This is a genomic window from Kitasatospora sp. NPDC057223, assembly GCF_042669755.1.
In the GTDB taxonomy this organism is placed as follows: Bacteria; Actinomycetota; Actinomycetes; order Streptomycetales; family Streptomycetaceae; genus Kitasatospora.
The window spans coordinates 38508-59211 of sequence record NZ_JBHUWW010000039.1; the positions used below are offsets into that span (position 1 = coordinate 38508).

The window sequence follows — 20704 nt, forward strand, 5'->3', positions numbered from 1 at the left end:
CGGTCTTCCACGAAAGCCAGGATAGCCAGGCGGGTTGGCAGGTTGGCGGGTTGGCAGGTTGACCTGACCGTCGCCTCGCGCCACGGGGCGCCGTAGGGGGCGGGGCTCACGCACCGGTGCCGCCCGCCCCCGACGGGGACGGGCGGCACCGGGCGGCCGCTCGCTACAGCGAGGTGGCCGACAGGTTCCACTTCTGGTTGGCGCCGTTGTTGCAGTCCCAGATGTCGAGTTGGACGCCGTTGGTGGTGTCGAAGCCGGGGACTTCGAGGCAGCGGCCGGAGTTGGGGTTGAGCAGCGTGCCGTTGACGGCCTGCCACTGCTGGGCGCCGGTCCCGTTGCAGTCCCAGAGCTGGACCAGGGTGCCGTTGGCGGTACCCGACGAGGTGACGTCCAGGCACTTGCCGAGGATCTGCAGGGCCCCGCCGGCCGGCGTCCAGGACTGGGCGCCGGTTCCGTTGCAGTCCCACACGACGATCTTGTTGCCGGAGGTGGTGGACGCGTTGGCGTCGTCCACGCACTTCCCGGCGTTCAGGCCCGAGGTGATCGGCCCGGCCTGGGTGCCCGGCGCGGCGGGGCCGGAGGCGTAGGCCTCCAGTTCGTAGAGCCGGGTGGCCGTGTTGCCGCCGGAGTTGGACGGGGTCGAGACCACCACCCGAACGTACCGGGCCGAGCGCGCCGTGAACGGGGTGTAGGTGCGGCTGGAGCGCGATCCGGTGACGCTGCCGGCCGCGGTCCAGTTGGTGCCGTCGGTGCTGGTCTGGATCTGGAAGGCACCGGTGTTCCAGGAGGTGTTCTCGCCGCCGAGTCCGGCGTGCTTGAGGACGACGGAGGCGACCGTCTGCGCTGATCCCAGGTCGACCTGGAGCGTGGCGCCGGCTGTCTGCGAGCACCACTTGCTGTTGTTCCTGAGGGTGGAGTCGACCGCCTTGTCCGCGGACTCCGCCGTGGCGCACGGGGCCGAGGCGGTGGTGGGCCTGCCCTGCGCCAGGTTGGTGCCGAGCTCCGGGGCGGTGGGTACGGGCGTCGCGCCGTCCTGGAAGGAGGGCGGTACGTCCGTCGCGCCGGTGCCCCAACTCGTGCTGGGTGCGGTGCCCATGGAGAAGTCGAGGGTGCCGCCGGCGGCGAGGTCGGGGTAGCGCAGGTAGTTGTGGCCGGTGGCCGTGCCGTTGACGTTCAGCCCCTGGACGTAGGGGCCGCTGCCGGTGGCGTTGACGGTGATGTTCCCGCCGGGGCGCTGGATCAGGACGGAGGGGAAGGACGGGCCGTGCACGGCCAGCGTGTCCGCACCCGGCGTGGAGGGGTAGAGGCCCAGCGCCGCCCAGACGTACCACGCCGAGGTGGCGCCCAGGTCGTCGTTGCCGGGCAGTCCGCCCGCGCCGGTGGTGAACGACTCCGCCATCACCTTGCGCACGGCCGCCGACGCACCGGCGGGGTTGCGCGCGTAGTTGTAGGCCCACGGCACGCCGTGCTCCGGCTCGTTGCCGATGTAGTAGTAGGGCAGGCTCTGCCCGGCGTTGACCTGGGTGAAGTGGTGGTCCAGGCGCTGCACGGCGGTCTGCCGGCCGCCCATCGCGTTGATCAGCCCGGCGAAGTCGTAGGGCACCATCCAGGTGTACTGGGCGGCGTTGCCCTCCGTGAAGTCACTCTGCGAGGCCGGGTCCAGCGGCCACTTCCACGTCCCGTCGCTGTTCCGGGGCTGGGTGTAGCCCGACTCGGGGCTGTAGGTGTTGCGCCACCACTGCGCCCGGGTCATGTACGTGGTGTAGTCGGTGGTGTTGCCGAGGGCCTTGGCGAACGCCGCGACCGCGAAGTCCGACGCCGAGTACTCCAGCGAGTCCGACGGCGCACCCGGCAGGTAGTGCAGACCGGTGTACGTGGACTGGTTGCCACGGATCGGTGAGCCCTGCGCCGTGCCGCCCTCGGAGGACTTCTTCATCAGGGCCAGCGCGGCGGCGGTGTCGAACCCCCGCGCCCCGAACGCGTACAGGCTGCCCACGATGATCGGCCCGGGGTCACCCGTCATCACGAAGTCCTCGTTGGTCTGCTGCGACCACTTGGGCAGCAGACCGCCCTGCTGGCCGTCCAGCACCATGGAGTTGGCGATGTCGGACGCCTCGGCTGGGGCGATCAGCGCGATCAGCGCCGCCCAGGAACGGTAGATGTCCCAGCCGGAGTAGTTCTGGTACACCGGGCGCGAGGAGTTGTGGACGGCGCCGTCGAAGCCCCGGTAGTCACCGTTGACGTCGCTGGAGATGTTAGGGCTCTGGAAGACGTGGTACAGCGAGGTGTAGAACTTCTTCAGATCGGTCGCCGAGCCGCCGGTCACCCGGGCCCGGTCCAGGACGCCGTTCCAGGAGGCGTCCGCCGCCGACCGCACCGCGCCGAAGTCCCAACCACCGTTCTCCGCGGTCAGGTTCGCCTGCGCGTTGGCGACACTCACGTAACTCAGCGCCACCTTGAACTGCACCGCCTGCGCGGCGCTGGTGTCGAAGGTGACGTACGCGCCGGTGTTCGTTCCCGACGTACTCGCCGACCCCGCGCTCACCGTGCCGCCCGACCACGTCCCGAAACCGCTCGGAGCACGGTCGAAACGGATGTCGAAGAATATCTGGTACGTCTTGGACGACCCGCAGAACCCGCCCGCCGTCACGCTCCCCGTCACCTCCGAACCACTCACCCGCACCGAACCGGCGCGACTGCCCGTCGCGCTGCGCCCGGTACCGATCAGCAGCTGCGCGGCCGTCGAGGACGGGTACGTCAGTCGGCCCATACCGGTGCGCGTGGTCGCCGTCAGCTCCACGTCCGTGCCGTACCGGTCGAGGCGGTTGCGGTAGTAGCCGGGCGCGGCGGACTCGTTGGCCTTGGTGTAACCCGAGGCGTAACCCGTCCAGTTGGTGCCGGGCGAGGCGCCGAGGGCGCCGGTCACCGGCAGCAGGGGCAGGTCCTCGTTGTTCGGGCAGCCGGCTCCGTCGAAGTGCGTGAGGCTGAAGTCCTCGATCGACCGGTCGGAGTCGCGGTAGCCCGACGGCGAGGCCGTCGGCGTGTCAGGACTGAACTGCACCCCGCCGAACGGCACCACCGCCCCCGGGTAGGTGGAGCCACCCGCGCCACCACCGACCGGGTTGGGCGCGTTGCTGTCGTCGGTGCCGATGAACGGGTCGACGTACTGGGTGAGAGCGGGGGCCGCCACGGCACGGGCCGGAGGAGCCGCGAGTGCGCCGGCGCCGAAGGCGACCAGCAGGACACTGCTGACCACCCCGGCGGCACGGGATCTGAGGACGGTTGGGAGCACGGGGACCACCTTCGGGTGGAGACGGATCGCCACGGGAACCGCTGGGCCGGCGGCCCGGGGGGCACGACGTGGCTCCAGGGCGATGTGAACGTTACCGAGCGATGGGAATTGTTTCGGCATCACCGATCGTGCGTCAAGAGCATGACACGTGATCAAATCACCTTCCACAAAAAGGTAGTTGGGCAGATCCATCGGGGGCTTGCGCGACTATTGACAGGCCGTCACCCTCGACAGCACACTCCGATGACTCGCGTGAACGTTACCAACACGCTTCGGAGGCCAGCCTGATGACAGAACCCCTCTTGGAAGCCCGGAAGGTGAGTAAGCGGTACGGCCATGTCCACGCCCTCCAGGGCGCCGACTTCACCGCGTACCCGGGCGAGGTGGTCGCCCTGATCGGCGACAACGGCGCCGGGAAGAGCACTCTGGTCAAGACGCTGTCCGGCACCGTCGGGCCCGACAGCGGGCAGATCCTGGTGGACGGCGTGCCCGTACGGCTCACCAGCCCGCTCGACGCGAGACGCCACGGGGTCGAGACCGTCTACCAGGACCTGGCACTCGCCCAGGACTTGGACGCGGCCGCCAACCTGCACCTGGGCCGCGAGCTGTACCGCCCCGGCCTGCTCGGCCGGCTCGGCGTCCTCGACCGGGGCGCCATGCGCCGCTCGGCAGTCACCGCCTTCGCCGAACTCGGCGTCGACCTGCGGGATGTGGGCGTTCCCGTCGCCTCCCTGTCCGGCGGCCAGCGGCAGTCGGTGGCGGTCGCCCGCGCGGTCGCCTTCGCCAACCGCATCATCTTCATGGACGAGCCGACGGCCGCACTCGGCGTGGTCCAGCGCGGCCGGGTGCTGGAGACCATCCGGCGGGTCCGCGACCGCGGCATATCCGTGGTGCTGATCAGCCACAACATGCCGGAGGTGCTCTCGGTGGCCGACCGCGTCGAAGTCCTGCGGCTGGGGCGGCGGGTGGCGTCCTTCAACGCCGCGGACACCTCGGTGGAGGAGCTCGTCGGCGCGATGACCGGCGCCCTGGACTCGGCGCCGGAGACACCCGGGTCCGGGACCGTGTCGGCCTCCGCGCCCCGGAGGCCGACGGAGCCCACCCCCGGAGAGGACGGTGCCGCGTGACCACCACACCGTCTCCGGGCGAAGCGGACAGAGCCCTCGCACCGCCGCCCCGGCCGAGGTCCGGCGTGCCCGGCCGAATGCGCCGGCTCGCCGCGGTGAACGAGGCCTGGACCTTCGGCGTCCTGCTCCTGCTCGTCGCCTTCTTCACCGCGGCCCGGCCCGACACCTTCCTGACCCGCTACGACCTCACCCAGATCGCCACCAACGCGGCCATCTACCTGGTGCTCGGCGTCGGCATGACCTACGTGATCATCGTCGCCGGCATCGACCTGTCCGTCGGTTCGGTGCTGGTCCTGTCCGCCGTGCTGTCCGCGGAGTACACGATCCACCACGGCGGCGCCGAATCCGGTTGGGGCACCATCGCGGTGTCCACGCTGATCGCGCTGGTCACCGGAGTGCTCTGGGGCGCCCTGCAGGGCTGGCTGGTGGCGAAGGCGAAGGTTCCGCCGCTGATCGTCACCCTCGGGGGCTTCGGCGCCGCCCTCGGCATCGCGCAGATCATCACCGGCGGCCAGGACCCGACCGGGGCCGTCTCCCGCGAACTCCAGCACCGCGTCGGCTTCGGCAAGCTCTTCGGCCAGATCCCCTGGCTCGTCGTGATCGCCTTCGCCGCCATGGTCGTCTTCGGCCTGGTCCTCGCCTTCACCCGGTTCGGCCGGTACACCTACGCCATCGGCTCCAACCCCGAGGCCGCCCGCCGGGTGGGCATCGACGTGGACCGGCACCTCGTCAAGATCTACGCCCTGACCGGCCTGCTGTCCGGGCTCGGCAGCGTGATGTGGCTGGCCTACTTCGGCACCACCTCGATCGCCGGGCACTCCACCGACAACCTGAAGGTCATCACCGCCGTCGTGCTCGGCGGCGCGAGCCTGTTCGGCGGACGCGGCAGCGTGCTCGGCACGGTCATCGGTGTCTTCATCCCGGCGGTGCTCACCACCGGGCTGATCATCATGGACGTCCAGCAGTACTGGCAGGACGTCGCGATCGGCATCGTCCTGGTCGCGGCGGTCTACCTGGACCAGTTCCGCAGGCGCGGCCGCGAACGCGGCTGAACCCGGCTCCCCGCCCAGCCACTTCCTGGCCCAGTTTCCCTCCCACCGAAGGAAGTTCACCATGCCCGAATTCGGCAGATCCAGCAGTCTCGCGCGCGGCTGCGCCGTCCTCGCCCTGGTGGTGGCCGGCATCGCCGGTTGCAGCGGCGACGGCGGCGACGGCAGCGGGCAGGCCGGCTCCAGGGGCACCACGCTGAAGCTCGTCACCGGGGTGAAGAGCGACCCGTTCTACATCACCATGGCCTGCGCCGCCCAGGAGCAGGCCGAGAAGCGCGGCGTCAAGCTCACCGTGGACGGCTCGGCGCAGTGGGACGTCGCCGTGCAGCGGCCCATCGTCGACTCGGTCGCCGCCACCCGCCCCGACGGCCTGCTGATCTCCCCCGTGGACACCGCCGCCCTCACACCGTCGCTGTCTCAGCTGCAGAACGCCGGCACCAAGGTCGTCCTGGTCGACACGACGGTCAGCGACACCTCCATCGGCGTCTCCCGGATCTCCTCCGACAACGAGGCCGGCGGCCGTACCGCCGCCAAGGCCCTCGCCGAGCTGATGGGCGACAAGGGTTCGGCCATCGTGATCAGCGTCAAGCCCGGGGTCTCCACCACGGACGCCCGGATCAAGGGCTTCTCCGAGGAGATGCGGGCCAACCACCCCGCCGTCTCGCTGCTTCCCGTCCTCTACGACAACGACCTGCCCGCGACCGCCGCCTCGCAGATCCAGGCCACCCTGGCCGCGCACCCCGACCTCGGCGGGGTCTTCGCCGGCAACACCAACACCGCGCAGGGGGTCGCCACCGGGCTGCAGGCCGCGGGCCGGCAGGGCAAGGTCAAGGTCGCCGCGTTCGACGCGGAGCCCGACGAGGTCACCGCCCTGAAGAGCGGCACACTGGACATCCTGGTCGCCCAGGACCCGGCCGGAATCGGCGCCCAGGGGGTCGACCAGGCGCTCGCCGCCATCGAGAAGAAGCCGGTGACCGCACAGATCGGCACCACCATGGTGGCGATCACCAAGGCGAACATCGACGACCCCGAGGTCAGCAAGTACATCTACCGAGCCGCCTGCTGAGCCCGGCGGCGGCCCTCCCCCGCAGCCCCGCGCCGGCCTTCGGACCGGGCGACTGCCGAACCTCCGGCCGCCACCCGCCGACCCCGCGTCAGTCATCGGAAGTCCCCTGCCACCGGGCCCTCGTGGCCGCGTACGCCCGGTGGCGCTCCGCCACGACCGGTCGTCCGCCGTGCCGCGGCACCGGGCATCGTAGGATGCAGACTCCGACGCCTGCGCCGACCGGCAGGCCGTCCGGGAGCGTGCCGAGGAGGAAGCCTGTGAAGCGCCCGACGATGAAGGACGTGGCCCAGGCGGCGGGGGTCAGTCTCATGACGGTCTCCCGGGTGGTCTCCAGCGAGCCGGGAGTGTCGCCCGACACCGCCGCCAGGGTCGAGCAGGCGGTGCGCAAACTCGGCTACCAGCGCAACGACAACGCGCGCAACCTGCGGCAGAAGAAGCTGGGCACCACCACGATCGGCCTGGTGGTGGACGATCTCGCCAACCCCTTCTACGCGCTGATGGCCCGTTCGGTCGAGGACGAGGCGCACCGGCGCGGCTACGTGGTGCTGGTCGCCAGCACCAACGACGAGCCGCGCCGGGAGCGCGAGGTCATCGCCGCGTTCACCGCCCGCCAGGTGGACGGCTTGATCATCGTCCCCACCATCGGCGGCCACGGCTTCCTGAAACCGCCCATGGAGGCCGGCACCCAGGTGGTCTGCGTGGACCGCCCGGCCAAGGACCTCGACGTGGACACTGTCACCGTCGACAACCGGGACGGCGCCCGGCAGGCCGTCACCCACCTGCTGGGGCACGGCCACAGCCGGATAGCGTACCTGGGCGACCGCTTCGACATCTGGACCCAGAGCGAGCGCTACGCCGGCTACCTCGACGCCCTCACCTCCCACGGCCTGACCGCCGACCCCACCCTCGTCCGGCACGGGCTGCGCTCCCACCCGCAGGCACGGGAGGCCCTGGCCGGGCTGCGCGCCCTGCCGGACCCGCCGACCGCCCTGTTCAGTAGCAACGACCTCATCACCCTCGGTGTACTGGACGGCCTGGAGCGGCCCGCCCCGATGGCCATCGTCGGCTTCGACGACCTGCCGCTCGCCAAGCAGCTCGACCCGCCGCTGACCGTCGTCAGCCAGGACCCGGTCGCGCTCGGCAGCACCGCGGCCAACCTGCTGTTCTCCCGGATCGCCGGCGACCGCTCCGCGCCGCGGAAGGTCATCCTGCTCACCCGCTTCGTCGTCCGCAGGTCGGGTGAACAGCCCGTTCCAGGAGGGTCCGCGGGCGTACCGCACCCGCCGCCGGTGCCCGGCTGAGCCCTGGCCGCGTCCGGGGCACCGGTACCCGGCCCCCGGCCCCCGGTTCACACGGAGCGCCGGGTGCCGGGTGCCGGACGCGGCCGGCACCCGGCGAGGTACTAGCCGGGCCGCAGCGCCGTCCAGCGCTGGTTCGCGCCGCCGTTGCAGTCCCACAGCGCCAGCTGCGTACCGTCGGTGGTGGCGGCGGCGGGGTCGTCGAGGCAGCGCCCGGACACCGGGTTGCGGTAGCCGCCGTTGTACGCCTGCCAGACCTGGTTGGCACCGCCGTTGCAGTCCCAGATCTCGATCCTGGTGCCGTTGGCGGTACCGCCGGCGGTCGCGTCCAGGCACTTGCCCAGCGAGCGCAGGGTGCCGTCGGCGTACGCGTTCCACCACTGCGCCTGGGTGCCGTTGCAGGACCAGATCTGCACGGCGGTGCCGTTGGCGGTGCTGCCCGTGTTGACGTCCAGGCACTTGCCGGCAATACCGGACTCGACCGGGCCGCCGAGGGCGACGGGCGCCTTGATCCAGCCGGCCGCGTCGGCCGCCTGGACACCGGCGTTGAAGGCCTCGGCCATCTTCGCGAAGCCGTTGTCGTTCGGGTGCAGGGAGTCGGAGAGGTCGGCTGCGGTCAGGGCGCCCATGTCCACGAGGCGGACGTGCTTGCCGGCGGCCTGCCTGGCCTGGACGATGCCGGGGAGCTTCTGGTTGAAGGCGGGCCGGCTCGCCTCCTCGGTCGGGCTGGTGGAGACGATCACGGAGCCCACCAGGACGGTGGCGTCCGGGGCGCCCCGGGTGATCTGGTCGATCAGCGCCCCGAGCCGGTCTGCCGCGGTGGCCACCTGGTAGTCCTGGTTCAGGTCGTTGGTGCCGATCTCCAGCGTCACCACGTTGGGCCGGTAGCGGGCGAGCGTGGCGTCCGTGATGGCGGCGATCTGGTCGATCCGCCAGCCGGAGTGGCCCTCGTTGTCCGGATCGGCCATCGGTCCGTTGCGGCCGGAGCCCACGAAGTCCGTGGCATGGCCCTCGGCGGCCAGCCGGTCCGCGAGAAAGCCCCGGTAGCTGTTGCCGCTGGGGCTTCCGACACCCCAGGTGATCGAGTCGCCCAGGGGCAGCAGGCGCAACGCCGCGGGCGCGGCGGCGACGGCCGGGACCTCCGCGGCGGCGGCCGTCGCCGGCAGCGCGGCGCCCGGTCCGAGCACGGCGAGCAGGGCTGTGAGCGGGCCTGCCAGGTGTTTGATCATCACCGGTTCCTCATTCGAAGTCAGTGTGGCGGCGGGTGCGACGGCGGGGCCCGGGCGGACGGGGTGCGGGTGTCCGCCCGGGCCGCGGTGGGTCAGGAGGCGACCGGCAGGTTCCACTTCTGGTTGGCGCCGTTGTTGCAGTCCCAGATGTCGAGATGGACGCCGTTGGTGGTGTCGAAGCCGGGGACGTCGAGGCAGCGGCCGGAGACCGGGTTGACCAGGGTGCCGTTGGCGGGCTCCCAGCGCTGGTTGGCGCCGCCGTTGCAGTCCCACAGCTCGACCGGGCTGCCGTTGGTGACGGCGGCTCCGGTGATGTCCAGGCACTTGCCGTTGACCTGCAGGGTGCCGCCGGTCTGCGTCCACTGCTGGGCCGTGGAACCGTTGCAGTCCCACAGGTCGATCTTGGTGCCGGAGACGTTCGAGGCCGTGTAGTCGTCCAGGCACTTGGCCGCGTTCAGGCCCGAGGTGACCGGGCCGACCGGAGGCTGCGCACTTCCGTTGCCGGCGACGATCGACAGGTTGTCGAACTGGTCGGTGCGGTAGCCCTGGATACCGAGGCCGGCCTGGCCGGAGAGGAACGAGGAGTCGGTGACCGTCCCGATCTGGTTGCCGTCCAGCTTGGCGGTGATCCGGGTGCCCTGGAAGGCGAACGACAGGTTGTGCCAGCTGCCGGTACCCAGTGCGGCGGTCGTGCCGGTGGCCAGCGTGTGGTTGGAGCCGTCGGTGTACATCTTCTCGATCCACCACTGCCCGGTGTCCCTGATCCGCAGGTAGTACGCGTTCATGTGCGACTGCGGGCGCTGCTGGGTGTTCGCCCGGCCGATCAGCTCGGTGGTGCCCGCGCCGCGCAGGAACACGTCGGCGCTGACGGTGTAGTTGGACCAGGTGGTGTCGCCGATCAGCGAGTACGAGTCCGAGTCGTCCTGCCACTCGATCGGCTTGACCGGGGCCATCTGCTGCAGGCACCGGCCGGAGCGGCCGCCGGCGCAGGTCTGCACCTCGTAGGAACCCTGCATGTCGGAGAGGTACTTCGCCTCGTCGTTGACGGCGACGTTGTCGAAGTTCTCGTTGTAGGGCAGCGCGAGCGGGTACGCGGCCGGCGCGGTCGCGGTGCCCTTGCCCTGGCCGGTCGTCGTGCTGACCGTGTAGACGTATCCGGGCTGCATGGTCAGCGAGTAGGAGCCGTTGCTCGGGGTGATGTCCTGGGTGTGGACGAAGGACGTCGCCGGGGCGGGCGTGTTCACGTTGGTGGCCCAGACGTGCACGGTGCCGGTCGACAGGCCGCCCTGGACGTGGAAGTTGGCGGTCTGCGGCCCGTTGGAGGTGGTGGTCTCCAGGATGGTGGAGTAGTCGGAGCCGGTGTTGGACTTGATGGTCACGTAGGTGCCGCCCGACTCGGCTCCGCCGAGGTAGCCGGAGGCGGAGTCGATGAACTTCCAGCCCGGCTGGGTGAACTGGGTGACCTGGGCGGTGGCCCAGGTGCTGGCGCCGATGGTGTAGTTCCCCGACCAGGGTGAGTTGGCGGTGGCCAGGCCGACGGTGTTGTAGGGGAGGTTGGGGTAGATCGCGGCGAGCAGCGGCCAGTTGAAGTAGCTGACCATCTTCGCGTCGATGTAGCCCCGGGTGATGGCCCGGATCAGCGCCGGGGCACCGGTGTTCATGTCCTGCGAGCCGTTCTCGCTGTCCCAGAGCGGCTTGCCGTTGTTCTTCGCGGCGGTGCTGCTGGAGCAGGAGTTGGCGTTCCCGCCGTCGCCGCCTTCGCAGGAGTAGTGCGCGCCGATGATCGCGACCGCGTCGTTGAACGCCTGGTTCTTGGCCATGTCGTCGGCGACGCCCCAGCCGCTGTCGTCGGCGACGAGCTTGACGCCGGAGTACCCGGCGTTGTTGAGGGCCGAACGGAGCTGGACGAACCAGTTGGCGTCGTGGCCGCGCTCGTTCCAGCCGCCGAGGTAGCTGATGGTCAGGCCGTGCTGCTTGGCGCAGCCCAGCCAGGAGATCAGGTAGTTGATCGTGTCGGTGGACCAGAAGCCGCCGTTGATCCAGCCGGGCGCGGTCCACGCCAGACCGTACAGGCCGATGGCGGGGTTGCGGGCCTTGGCCTGCTCGGCCAGCCAGAACTCGTAGCCGGCGTTGCAGTTGATCACACCGCGGCTGTGCTCGATCGACGGCTCCGAGCCGTCGGTGGAGTTGGCGTCACCACCGATCTCCAGCTTCAGCAGCTGCAGGTTCGCGCCGTACCCGGGCTTGAACAGGTAGTCCAGGATCTGTGACTGCTGCGCCGGCGGGTAGTCCTTCAGCAGCCGCGAGTTTCCGCCACCGCCGCTGATCGCACCGATCCCGTCGAACGTCCGGCCGCTCTGGCCGCCGTCCACCGTGATCGTGGTGGTGGCCGCCTGGGCGGGCGTGACGCCGACCGCGAGCAGGGCGGCGAGCAGCGCCAACAGCCACAGGGGGACGAGTTTGCTGACGTGTTTCACAGGACGAGCCCTTCCGTTCGGGATGCGCGCGCGGCATGGGGGGGCCTGCGCGCCTCGGTGGACATACGGAGCTTCGGCCGGTCGGCGGCCGGACTGAACCGTGGCCGGCCGGCCGGTGACGGGGCGATGGGGCCGCGGCCGGTGACGGGGCGACGGGGCCGCGGGTGGTCAGCTGGCGGCGTTGAGCAGGTCCAGCACGCTCTGCTGGCAGCCGTAGTCGGTGCTGCCGGGGCCGCCGGCCCAGTGCGGTCCGTACTGGTCGAGCGCGTTGCGGTCCCGGGTGTAGGCGGAGTTCGCCCAGGAGCTGAGGACTGGGCCGTAGGGGTGGTCGGACAGCTGGGTGTTGAGCCGTCCGAGGCCGCGGACGTAGGCCCCCTTGAAGGACGGGCCGTCTCCGGTGCAGCCGTCGCCCTCGCCGGGCTCGCGCAGGACCCCGTTGCTCTGGAGCCGGGTGGTGGAGGCGTTGGCGAGGGTACGCGCGGTGGTCAGCAGACCGGCGTCGCCGGTCGCCCGGTACAGCTCGGTCAGGCCGCCGAGCACCACACCCTGGTTGTACGTCCAGGTGGTCTGGCCGTTGTTGGCGCAGGCGTCGTTCAACCCGTCGTTGATCATATGGTCGGAGTTGATCATCTTGCTGTTCTGGAACCAGGTCCACTCGTTCCTGGCCCGGTTCAGGTAGGTGGTGTCGCCGGGGGTGCGGTTGTGCAGAGCGGCGGTGAGCTGGAGGAACAGCTCGTTGGTGATGGCGTTCTTGTAGTTGCCGTTCGTGCTCCAGCGCACCCCGCCGCCGCAGGTGCCGTTCCAGTTCGCGAACATGTGGTCGGCGTCGGCGCGGGCCGTGGCCAGGTACCGGCTGTCACCCGTCTGGTCGTAGGCGGCCACCCAGGCCAGACCCCACCAACCGGTGTCGTCGAGGTACTCGTTGGTGAAGTTGCCGCCCTGGGCGCCGATGTTCCTGTTATAGGTGTCGGCGATCGCGTACGTGTAGCTGCCCATGCCGCTGACCCGGGCGTTGTCGATGATCGCCGTCAGCGCGTTGGCGCTGGTCCACCAGCCGTTGCCGCCGAAGAGCTTGCTGCCGCGGTCGAACGACATCATCAGCGCGGTCGCCGCGGCGGTGCGGCGGTCGCCGGCGTTCCAGGTGGTCCGCGCCCAGGGCGTACAGGTGATGCCGGTGCCCACCCGCCCGCACGCCCGCAGCGCGCCGACACCCTGGGTGTTCCAGTCGTCCACGTTGTACATCAGGGTGCGCCAGCCGTTGCCGCCGGCCGGCACGCTGGTGTCGCCGAGCTTGCTGCCGCCGGCCCAGGTGCGGCCGCCGTCCGTCGAGCGGTCCAGCCACACCTCGTCGCCCGCGGCGGCGCCCGCGATCGACGCCCAGCCCATCGCGTCGGTGTCGTCGAAGTGCAGCACGACCGAGCGTCCGGACAGGGCCGCGGACACCGGCTGCCGGTCCTGCGGGCTGAGTGCCGGGTCCCGGGTGTCGCAGTACTTGTTGCAGACCGCTGCGGCGGCCGCGGTCGGGGCGGCGGCGGCCGCCGCCCCGGCGATGCCGGGCAGCGCGGCCGCCATGGCCAGGGAGAGGAGTGCGGCACCGAGTGATCGGGGCATGCGCATGGGGGACTCCTGACAGATCGACTGTGGGGCGTCATCCGTGGGGGGATGGACGTTGGGGCGCTCTGCGGGGGGCTGCGGCGGGCCGCGTCGTCAGCCCACGGCCCGCCGGTGCGGCCGGCTGCTACGGACTGCTGGGGACTGCTGGGGACTCAGGGGATGGCCCAGTGCTGGTTGGACCCGTTGTCGCAGGTCCACAGGTCGAGCCGGACACCGTTCGTCGTGCTGTAGCCGGGATCGTCGAGGCACTTGCCGGAGGCCGGGTTGACCAGCGTGCCGTTGACGGCCTGCCACTGCTGGGCGCCGGTCCCGTTGCAGGTCCACAGCTGGATCAGGGTGCCGTCGGCCGTGCCGCCGCCGTTGACGTCGAGGCACGATCCGTTGGCCCGGACCGTTCCGTCCGGCTGCCTGGTCCAGCTCTGCGCGGTGGTGTTGTTGCAGTCCCAGAGCTGGACGGCCGTGCCGTTGGCGGACGCGTTGCCGTTGACATCGACGCACTTGCCGCTGTTCACGGCGGACAGCAGCGTGCCGGTGCCCTGGACGGACTGGCCTCCGGTCAGCGTGATGTCAACGGAGTGCGCCCCGGTCAGGGAGGCGGGCACCGTGTTGCCCTCGGTGGTCGCGCCGTCGACCTTGAACGCCGCGACGGTGTTGCCGGAGCCGTGCAGCGCGACGGTGAGCTTCGCCCCCCGGTACGCGACGCCGGACAGGGTGACGTCGCCCCAGCCGGCGGGCAGGGTCGGCTGGAAGCTGATGCCGCCGGGGGTGAAGGTCATTCCGAACAGGCCGCTGTCGATCATGCGCAGGTAGGCGGTGGCGGACCAGGTCTGGTCAGGGGCGGCGCCCCAGTGGCCGCCGGTCTGCCAGCCGCCGTCCACCGCGCCGGTCTGGGCGTTGTAGATCTCCGCGAACTGGTTGCTGCCGACGGCGAGGCCCGCCAGCGTCCGGACTTCGTTGGCGAACCGGGCCTGGTTGCCGGTACGGGCCGCGGCGTCGGCCCAGTAGCCCTGCACCATCGGCCAGACGACGTTGTTGTGACGGCCGGGCCTGGCATCGCTGTAGCGGGCGTAGTTCGGGTACGTGTCGGCGATCCCGTACGGCTGGAGGTGGGCGTTGCGCATGACCGACTGCGCCTGGCTGCTGTCCGCGATGCCGAACAGCACGGCGAACGACAGGCCGGTGCCCTCCTCGGTCTGGTCCAACTGGCCGGCCATGCTGTCGTTGCCGTGGACGAAGTAGCCGTACAGACCCTTGCCGGGGATCCAGAAATACTGGTTGATCCGGTTCTTCAGAGTGTCGGCCGCCGAGTTCAGCGCGGCGGCCTCGGCCGCCGGCCGGCCGAGCGCCGTGGCCATCTGGGCCGCACTGCGGTAGGCGGAGTAGTACAGCGTGTTGGTGCTCAGTGCCATCATCGTGCCGGTCGCCGAGTAGTTGCCGACGAAGCCGCCGTGACTCTCGGTGCTGTCCGCCGGCGGGGCCGGGTAGCCCGCGATGCCGTCGTTGAAGAAGGACGGGCCCTGGAACAGCCCGTACGACGCGTTGTAATTCTGGCTCCGGCGCGCGTCGAGGGTGTTCGTCGCGACCTGGTAGGCACTGGCCAGGAAGCTCTGGTCGCCGGTGACCAGGTAGTGGTTCCAGGCTCCGGTCATCCAGACCACCTGGTCCCACTGCTGGTTGTCCTGCTGGACGATCAGCTGTCCGTTCGGCTGCTTGGTCACCGCAGCCCAGAGCGAGTTCGCGGCCGCCCTCGGCTCCAGCAGGCTGGCCGCGTTCCACGAGTTCACGGCCGCATCCCTGGTCCACGGCTGCTCGTAGCCGCCACCGGCGCGGACAAACGTCCGAGGGGAGTCGGTCATCAGGCCGGAGGAGTTGTACACCGCCGGGTCGTAGCCGACCGTGTTCGTGTCCAGCAGGTTCGCCAGGGCCATGGTGTAGGCCGCTCCGAGCTTCGCCTGGATGCCCGGGTCGGCGAACCGCAGGACCGGCCGGGGCGTGTCGGCGGCGGCCAGGGCCGGACCGGCCGAGGGCAGCACGCCGGACGCGGCGGCCGCCGCCAGCGCCGCGGCGATCAGCGCGGCCGTTCTCCGGGGTCGGCCGGCCCGCCGGGCGGGTGGCGCGGCCGTGCCCGCCCGTCCGGCTCTGCTGCCGTCCCGTTCCGTACCGCGCCGTCCTGCGCGGATGGCCTCGAACATCGTCGTTCCTCCAGGAGGTGTCAGTCGGGTGTGTCCCCGCGCGGAGCAGGGACGTGCTCGCGCCACGGGGTGGCCCGGCGGCCGCTGCCGGGGCCGCCGGGCCGGGCGCGGGTCAGGAGGCGGGCAGCGTCCACTGCTGGTTGGCGCCGCCGTTGCAGGCCCAGAGGACGAGTTGCGTGCCGTCGGCCGCATTCGCGTTCGGCACGTCCAGGCACCGGCCGGACTGCGGGTTCCGCAGCGCCTTGGTGGCCGTGTCGTAGGACCACTGCTGGTTGGCCCCGGCGTTGCAGTCCCACAGGTCCACCGACGTGTTGTCGGCGGTACCGCCGCCGGTCACGTCGACGCACCGGCCGAGGATCCGCAGGGTGCCGTCACCGGGGACGGTGACGGACTGGGCGGCGGAGCCGTTGCAGGTCCACGACTGGATGCGGGTGCCGTTCGCGGTGGAGGCGGCGTTGTCGTCCAGGCACTTGCCGGCGACGGCGGAGGTGGTGGCGCCGGTGCGGACCTTCGGCAGGTTCCACTTCTGGGCGGCGCTGCCGTTGCAGTCGAAGAGCTGGAGCTGGAGGCTGTTCGCGGTGCCGGAGTTGGGCACGTCCAGGCATTTGCCCGAACCGGTGTTGACCAGGGCGCCGCCCCTGGGCTGCCACTTCTGCCCGTCGCTCTGGTTGCAGTCCCACAGTTGGACGAGCGCGTAGTTGGCGGTGGACCCGGCGTTCACGTCCAGGCACCTGCCGGACTGCATGACGGTGCCGTCGCCGGGCAGCGTCCAGCGCTGCGCGGAGGTGTTGTTGCAGTCGTAGGACTGCGCCTTGGTGCCGTTGGCGGTACCGCCGGCGGCCGCGTCCAGGCACTTGCCCGTGATGCCCGAGCCGAGCGGTCCGGTCGGGCCGGTCTGGACGACGGGCGGCTTCGCGCCGCCGTTGCCGTTGTAGGAGGGCGGCGCGGAGGCTGGGGTGGCGGCCCAGTTGGTGTTGGCGGTGGTGCCCAGGGTGAGGTTGAGGGTGGCGCCGTTGATGACGGCGTCGGCGGGCAGGTAGGCGTTGTTCCAGTTGGTGCCGTTGAGGGTGGCGCTCTGGACGTAGGGGGCGTCGGTCGCGGCCTGGGGGGCGTTGACGGTGAGCTTGCCGCCGCCCGCGAGGGTGACGGTGACGTTGGTGAACAGGGGTGAGCCGAGGGCCAGGTCGCCGGTGCCGGGGGTCTCGGGGTAGATCCCCATGGCGGAGAAGACGTACCAGGCGCTCATGGTGCCGAGGTCGTCGTTGCCCACGCTCCAGTTGGCCGGGTTGTTGGGCCACAGCTGGTTCTGGACGTCGCGGACGATCTTCTGGGTCTTCCAGGGCTGGCCGATGTAGTCGTACTCCCAGGGGAGTTCGATGGAGGGCTCGTTCCCGAGGTCGGCGTGCGAGCCGCCGGCGCCGTGGAAGTCGGAGAGGACGCTGTCCAGGTAGGCGGCGAGCTTGGCGTTGCCGCCCATGGCGTCGGCGAGCCCGCGGATGTTGTGGGGAACGGCGCCGGTGTACTGCCAGGAGGTGCCCTCGACGAACTGGTCGCTGCTTGCCGCGTTGAACCCCGGGCGCCAGGAGCCGTCCTTCAGCCTCGGCTGCATGAAGCCGGAGGCGGGGTTGAACACGTTGCGCCAGTCCTGCGCACGGTTGGCGAACTGGCTCTGGGTGGTGGTGTCACCGAGCGCACCGGCAAAGGCGGAGACCGCGAAGTCCTGTGCCGCGTATTCCAGTTGGGTCGCCACCGAACCCTCGAACCCGCGCACGTACGAGCCGTCCGACGGCAGGTAGCCGTAGTTGGTCTGGTAGTCGAGCCCCAGCCGGATGCCGTTGCCGGCCACGGACTGCTGCACCATGGCGTTCTTCGCCGCGGCGGTGTCGAAGTCCCGGGCGCCGAAGGCGTAGTAGTCCGCGATGACGGCCGGCGCCGGGTCGCCGTTCATCACGTTGGTCTCGGCCGAGTTCAGTGACCACTTGGGCAGCTGACCGCTCTGCGCGAAGTCGTTGACCAGCGACTGGGCACTGTCACTGGCCTGCTGCGGGGCGACCAGGGCCTCCAACTGCGCCTGGGTGCGGTAGATGTCCCAGCCGGAGTAGGTGCCGTACTGGGCCTTCTGGCGGCCGCTGACGGTGTGCACCTGGCGGTCGAAGCCCCGGTACTTCCCGTCACTGTCGCTGATCAGGTTCGGGTGCAACAGTGCGTGGTACAGCGCGGTGTAGAACACCTTTCGCTGGTCCGGGGTGCCGCCGGCGACCGAGATCCGGCCCAGGACGTCGTTCCAGGCGTTGTGGGTGGCGCTCCGGACGGCGTTGAAGTCCCAGTTCGGGTTCTCCGCCACCCGGTTGGCGGTGGCACCGGCGACCGAGACGTAGGAGAGCCCGACCTTCGCCTGCACCGTCCGGCTGCCCGTGGTGTCGAAGGTGACCGAGTTCCCGCCGTTGAAGGTGCCGGTGGAGGTGAACGGCCGGTCGAAGACCATGTCGAAGTACGCCGTGTACGACGGGCTGGACGCGCAGAAGAGGCCGGCGTCCACCGAACCGCTGACCTCGGTGCTGCTGACCCTGTCGAAGTGCAGGTTCGTGGCCTTGTCCGCGTTCAGCTTGAACAGCAGGTTGGCCTGGGTGGTCGCGGGGAACGTGAAACGCGCCATCCCGGAGCGGGCGGTGGTGGTCAGTTCGGTGTTGACACCGTTGGCGAGGTTCACCGAGTAGGCACCCGCGCTCGCCGACTCGGCCGTGTGCGAGAAGCCGACCGTCGCACCGCCGTCGACGCCGCCGACGGTCGGCAGCACGGGGATGTCGCCCATCGCCCCGCAGCCCGGCCCGGACAGGTGGTTCAGGCTGAACCCCGTCACCACGGTGTCGGAGTAGGCGTAGTCACCCCCGGGCGGACGTGACGGAGTGTCAGGACTCCACTGCACCATGCCGAACGGCGCGTCGGCGCCGGGGAAGGTGTTGCCCTCGTGCGAGGTGCCGAGGAGGGGATTCACCAGCGAGGCGGGATCGGACACCGCGGCCACCGCCTCGGCCACGGCCCGGAGGGAGGCGGGCGCGGCCTGGGCGGAGGCGGGCGCGGCGAGCCCGAGGACCACGAGACAGCAGACGAGCGGAAGGCGCCATCGTTTCATCTTTGCGGCTCCAGAGCTGAACAGACGGACTGTCACCGAACCGGGTGGGGCTCGTATGCCGGTAAGCAAAGATGAGCATGGCAACGTTGTCAACGCACCGGACCGAATCAATCGCGAGCCTTCAGGACTTGTACTCCGGCGATGGTCCCCGGATCCCGACCGGCAGCAATCACCGGCTGCTGGTCGGCAGTCGACGACATCCGGGCAGACGGCCGCGCCCGGCAGATAAAGCCGTGAAGTCAGAAATAAGGACAAAAGCCGCGAACCATAACGAATCAAATGCAATCGCCTTCAAGTTCCGACGACATTCCGGAGCCCGACGCGACCGCCCGGCACGTCGGTCTCGCGGGGCATCGCCTCCTGCGCCACGGCGGAGGCTCACTGACGACCCCGAGGGGGTTTTTACTTTCCCATTACTATTAGGCTGGCCTCACTCCCCTGAGACCGCCGACCGAGAGGACCAGTGACGTGCCTATTCCGCGTGTCCGGACGACGAGCCTGCCCGGTGTGGGGGTCCGGTACGACCTGACGACCCGAGAACACCGGCAGCTGTCGGTGATCGCGCACCGGGACGGTACGCGCAGCCTGAACTTCTACCGCAACGACGACCCGGACGCCTGCGCCGAGGCGCTGCGCCTGACCGCGGACGAGTCGACGGCACTGGTCGACGCGCTGATGCCCGCTCACCACAGTCCGGGGGTGCTGCACACCACCGATCTGGGCCTGATCGCGGAGCGGATCCCGCTGAGCGGGTCCTCGCACTGGAACGGGCGGCTGCTGGGCGAGACCCGGATGCGGACGGCGACCGGCGCCTCCATCGTGGCCGTGCTCCGGCGCACCGGAGCCGTTCCCTCGCCGGCGCCGGACTTCCGCCTGGCGGGCGGGGACACGCTGATCGTCATCGGAACGCGCGAGGGCGTCGACGCCGCCGCGGACATCCTGGGAAGGGAGTGATCGAGTGCACACGGCCACGGTCTTCACCGAGCTCGGCGGGATCATCCTGGTCCTGGGGGTGCTCGGGCGAATAGCGTCCCGGTACGGGCTGTCGCCGATTCCGCTCTACCTGCTGGGCGGGCTCGCCTTCGGCCACGGCGGACTGCTGCCGCTCAGCGCCAGCGAGGAGTTCGTCGCGACCGGCGCGGAGATCGGCGTGGTCCTGCTGCTGCTGATGCTGGGTCTGGAGTACACGGCTGCCGACCTGGTGACCAACCTGAAGCAGCAGTACCCGGCGGGAGTCGTGGACATGGTCCTCAACGCGCTGCCGGGCGCGGCGATGGGCCTGCTGCTGGGGTGGGGTCCGGTGGCGGCCGTGGTGCTGGCCGGGGTCACCTGGATCTCCTCCTCCGGGGTGATCGCCAAGGTGCTCGGCGACCTGGGACGGCTCGGGAACCGGGAGACCCCCGTGATCCTGAGCATCCTGGTGCTGGAGGACCTGTCGATGGCCCTCTACCTGCCCATCCTCACCGCGCTGCTGGCCGGCGCCGGGCTGCTCGCCGGGAGTCTCACGCTGGCGATCGCGCTCGCCACGGCCGGCGCGGTGCTGTTCGCCGCACTGCGCTACGGGCGGCTGATCTCACGGTTCGTCTCGCACGACGACCCGGAGAAGCTCCTGCTGGTCGTGCTCGGCCTCACCCTGCTGGTGGCCGGTATCGCGCAGCAGCTCCAGGTGTCGGCCGCGGTCGGCGCGTTCCTGGTGGGGATCGCACTCTCCGGCGAGGTGGCCGAGGGGGCGCACTCGCTGCTGAGTCCGCTCCGGGACCTGTTCGCGGCGGTGTTCTTCGTCTTCTTCGGCCTGAGCACCAATCCGGCCAGCATTCCCCCGGTGCTCCTCCCGGCGCTGGCGCTGGCGTTCGTCACCGCGCTCACGAAGATCGCCACTGGGTACTGGGCGGCCCGCCGGGCCGGTATCGCCGTTCCCGGACGCTGGCGGGCCGGCGGCGCACTGGTCGCCCGCGGCGAGTTCTCCATCGTGATCGCCGGGCTGGCGGTCACCGCGGGGATCGAACCGGACCTCGGCCCGCTGGCCACCGCGTACGTGCTGATCCTGGTCATCGTCGGCCCGCTCGCCGCCCGCTGGACCCTGCCCGCCGCCCAGCGGCTGACCGCCGCTGCCGCGCGGCGCCGTGCGGCCGGGTGGACACCGGAGGTGCAGGGCGGCGCGGGCGTGCCCGGCCCCCGGCCGGACGAGAAGGCCGCGGAGGGGGAGCCGGAGAACGCACCCGCGTAG

The 20704-nt window shown here is 70.7% G+C and carries 12 protein-coding genes; 6 read left to right on the plus strand and 6 right to left on the minus strand.

The window, feature by feature from the left end; translation table 11 throughout:
- Nucleotides 1–163 precede the first annotated feature (163 nt).
- Complete coding sequence (locus tag ACFUK0_RS16550; RefSeq protein WP_380250620.1) at nt 164–3292, minus strand: GH92 family glycosyl hydrolase; 3129 nt, start codon at nt 3290–3292, stop codon at nt 164–166.
- Between the two features lie 287 nt (nt 3293–3579).
- Here ACFUK0_RS16550 and ACFUK0_RS16555 point away from each other — a divergent pair, with 287 nt between their 5' ends.
- From ACFUK0_RS16555 to ACFUK0_RS16570, 4 genes are all read left to right on the plus strand, one after another.
- Nucleotides 3580–4419, plus strand: coding sequence for an ATP-binding cassette domain-containing protein (locus tag ACFUK0_RS16555; protein WP_380250622.1), 840 nt, complete (start codon nt 3580–3582; stop codon nt 4417–4419).
- 65 nt (nt 4420–4484) lie between these two features.
- Complete coding sequence (locus ACFUK0_RS16560) at nt 4485–5471, plus strand: ABC transporter permease (RefSeq protein WP_380250624.1); 987 nt, start codon at nt 4485–4487, stop codon at nt 5469–5471.
- A gap of 61 nt (nt 5472–5532) precedes the next feature.
- Nucleotides 5533–6534, plus strand: a complete 1002-nt coding sequence (locus ACFUK0_RS16565) for an ABC transporter substrate-binding protein (RefSeq protein WP_380250626.1) — start codon at nt 5533–5535, stop codon at nt 6532–6534.
- 257 nt (nt 6535–6791) lie between these two features.
- Nucleotides 6792–7835 (plus strand): LacI family DNA-binding transcriptional regulator, encoded by a 1044-nt coding sequence (locus tag ACFUK0_RS16570; RefSeq protein WP_380250628.1) that lies wholly within the window; start codon nt 6792–6794, stop codon nt 7833–7835.
- A gap of 101 nt (nt 7836–7936) precedes the next feature.
- Here the strand turns inward: ACFUK0_RS16570 and ACFUK0_RS16575 are convergent, their stop codons facing one another.
- The 5 genes from ACFUK0_RS16575 to ACFUK0_RS16595 all read right to left on the minus strand — a co-directional run bounded on the left by ACFUK0_RS16575 (nt 7937) and on the right by ACFUK0_RS16595 (nt 18477).
- Nucleotides 7937–9061, minus strand: a complete 1125-nt coding sequence (locus tag ACFUK0_RS16575) for a ricin-type beta-trefoil lectin domain protein (RefSeq protein WP_380250630.1) — start codon at nt 9059–9061, stop codon at nt 7937–7939.
- Nucleotides 9062–9153: 92 nt separating this feature from the next.
- Nucleotides 9154–11538, minus strand: a complete 2385-nt coding sequence (locus tag ACFUK0_RS16580; RefSeq protein ID WP_380250632.1) for a ricin-type beta-trefoil lectin domain protein — start codon at nt 11536–11538, stop codon at nt 9154–9156.
- Nucleotides 11539–11706: 168 nt separating this feature from the next.
- The gene (locus ACFUK0_RS16585) at nt 11707–13155 is read right to left on the minus strand and encodes a glycoside hydrolase family 76 protein (RefSeq protein WP_380250634.1); all 1449 of its coding nucleotides are present in this window, start codon (nt 13153–13155) and stop codon (nt 11707–11709) included.
- A 149-nt stretch (nt 13156–13304) separates the two neighbouring features.
- Nucleotides 13305–15344 (minus strand): ricin-type beta-trefoil lectin domain protein, encoded by a 2040-nt coding sequence (locus ACFUK0_RS16590; RefSeq protein WP_380250636.1) that lies wholly within the window; start codon nt 15342–15344, stop codon nt 13305–13307.
- Between the two features lie 112 nt (nt 15345–15456).
- Nucleotides 15457–18477 carry a lectin gene (locus tag ACFUK0_RS16595; RefSeq protein ID WP_380250638.1) on the minus strand — a complete coding sequence of 1007 codons (3021 nt, stop codon included), beginning with the start codon at nt 18475–18477 and terminating at the stop codon, nt 15457–15459.
- A 468-nt stretch (nt 18478–18945) separates the two neighbouring features.
- On the opposite strand from ACFUK0_RS16595, the gene ACFUK0_RS16600 reads away from it, so the two are divergent.
- Nucleotides 18946–19431 (plus strand): cation:proton antiporter regulatory subunit, encoded by a 486-nt coding sequence (locus ACFUK0_RS16600; protein WP_380250640.1) that lies wholly within the window; start codon nt 18946–18948, stop codon nt 19429–19431.
- 4 nt (nt 19432–19435) lie between these two features.
- Complete coding sequence (locus tag ACFUK0_RS16605; RefSeq protein ID WP_380250642.1) at nt 19436–20704, plus strand: cation:proton antiporter; 1269 nt, start codon at nt 19436–19438, stop codon at nt 20702–20704.

Excerpts from the sequence above, each read along its gene's own strand:
- ACFUK0_RS16555 (WP_380250622.1), top strand. The coding sequence starts at position 3,580 with ATGACAGAACCCCTCTTGGAAGCCCGGAAGGTGAGTAAGCGGTACGGC.
- ACFUK0_RS16565 (WP_380250626.1), top strand. The coding sequence starts at position 5,533 with ATGCCCGAATTCGGCAGATCCAGCAGTCTCGCGCGCGGCTGCGCCGTC.
- ACFUK0_RS16575 (WP_380250630.1), bottom strand. The coding sequence starts at position 9,061 with ATGATCAAACACCTGGCAGGCCCGCTCACAGCCCTGCTCGCCGTGCTC.
- ACFUK0_RS16585 (WP_380250634.1), bottom strand. The coding sequence starts at position 13,155 with ATGCGCATGCCCCGATCACTCGGTGCCGCACTCCTCTCCCTGGCCATG.
- ACFUK0_RS16590 (WP_380250636.1), bottom strand. The coding sequence starts at position 15,344 with ATGTTCGAGGCCATCCGCGCAGGACGGCGCGGTACGGAACGGGACGGC.
- ACFUK0_RS16595 (WP_380250638.1), bottom strand. The coding sequence starts at position 18,477 with ATGAAACGATGGCGCCTTCCGCTCGTCTGCTGTCTCGTGGTCCTCGGG.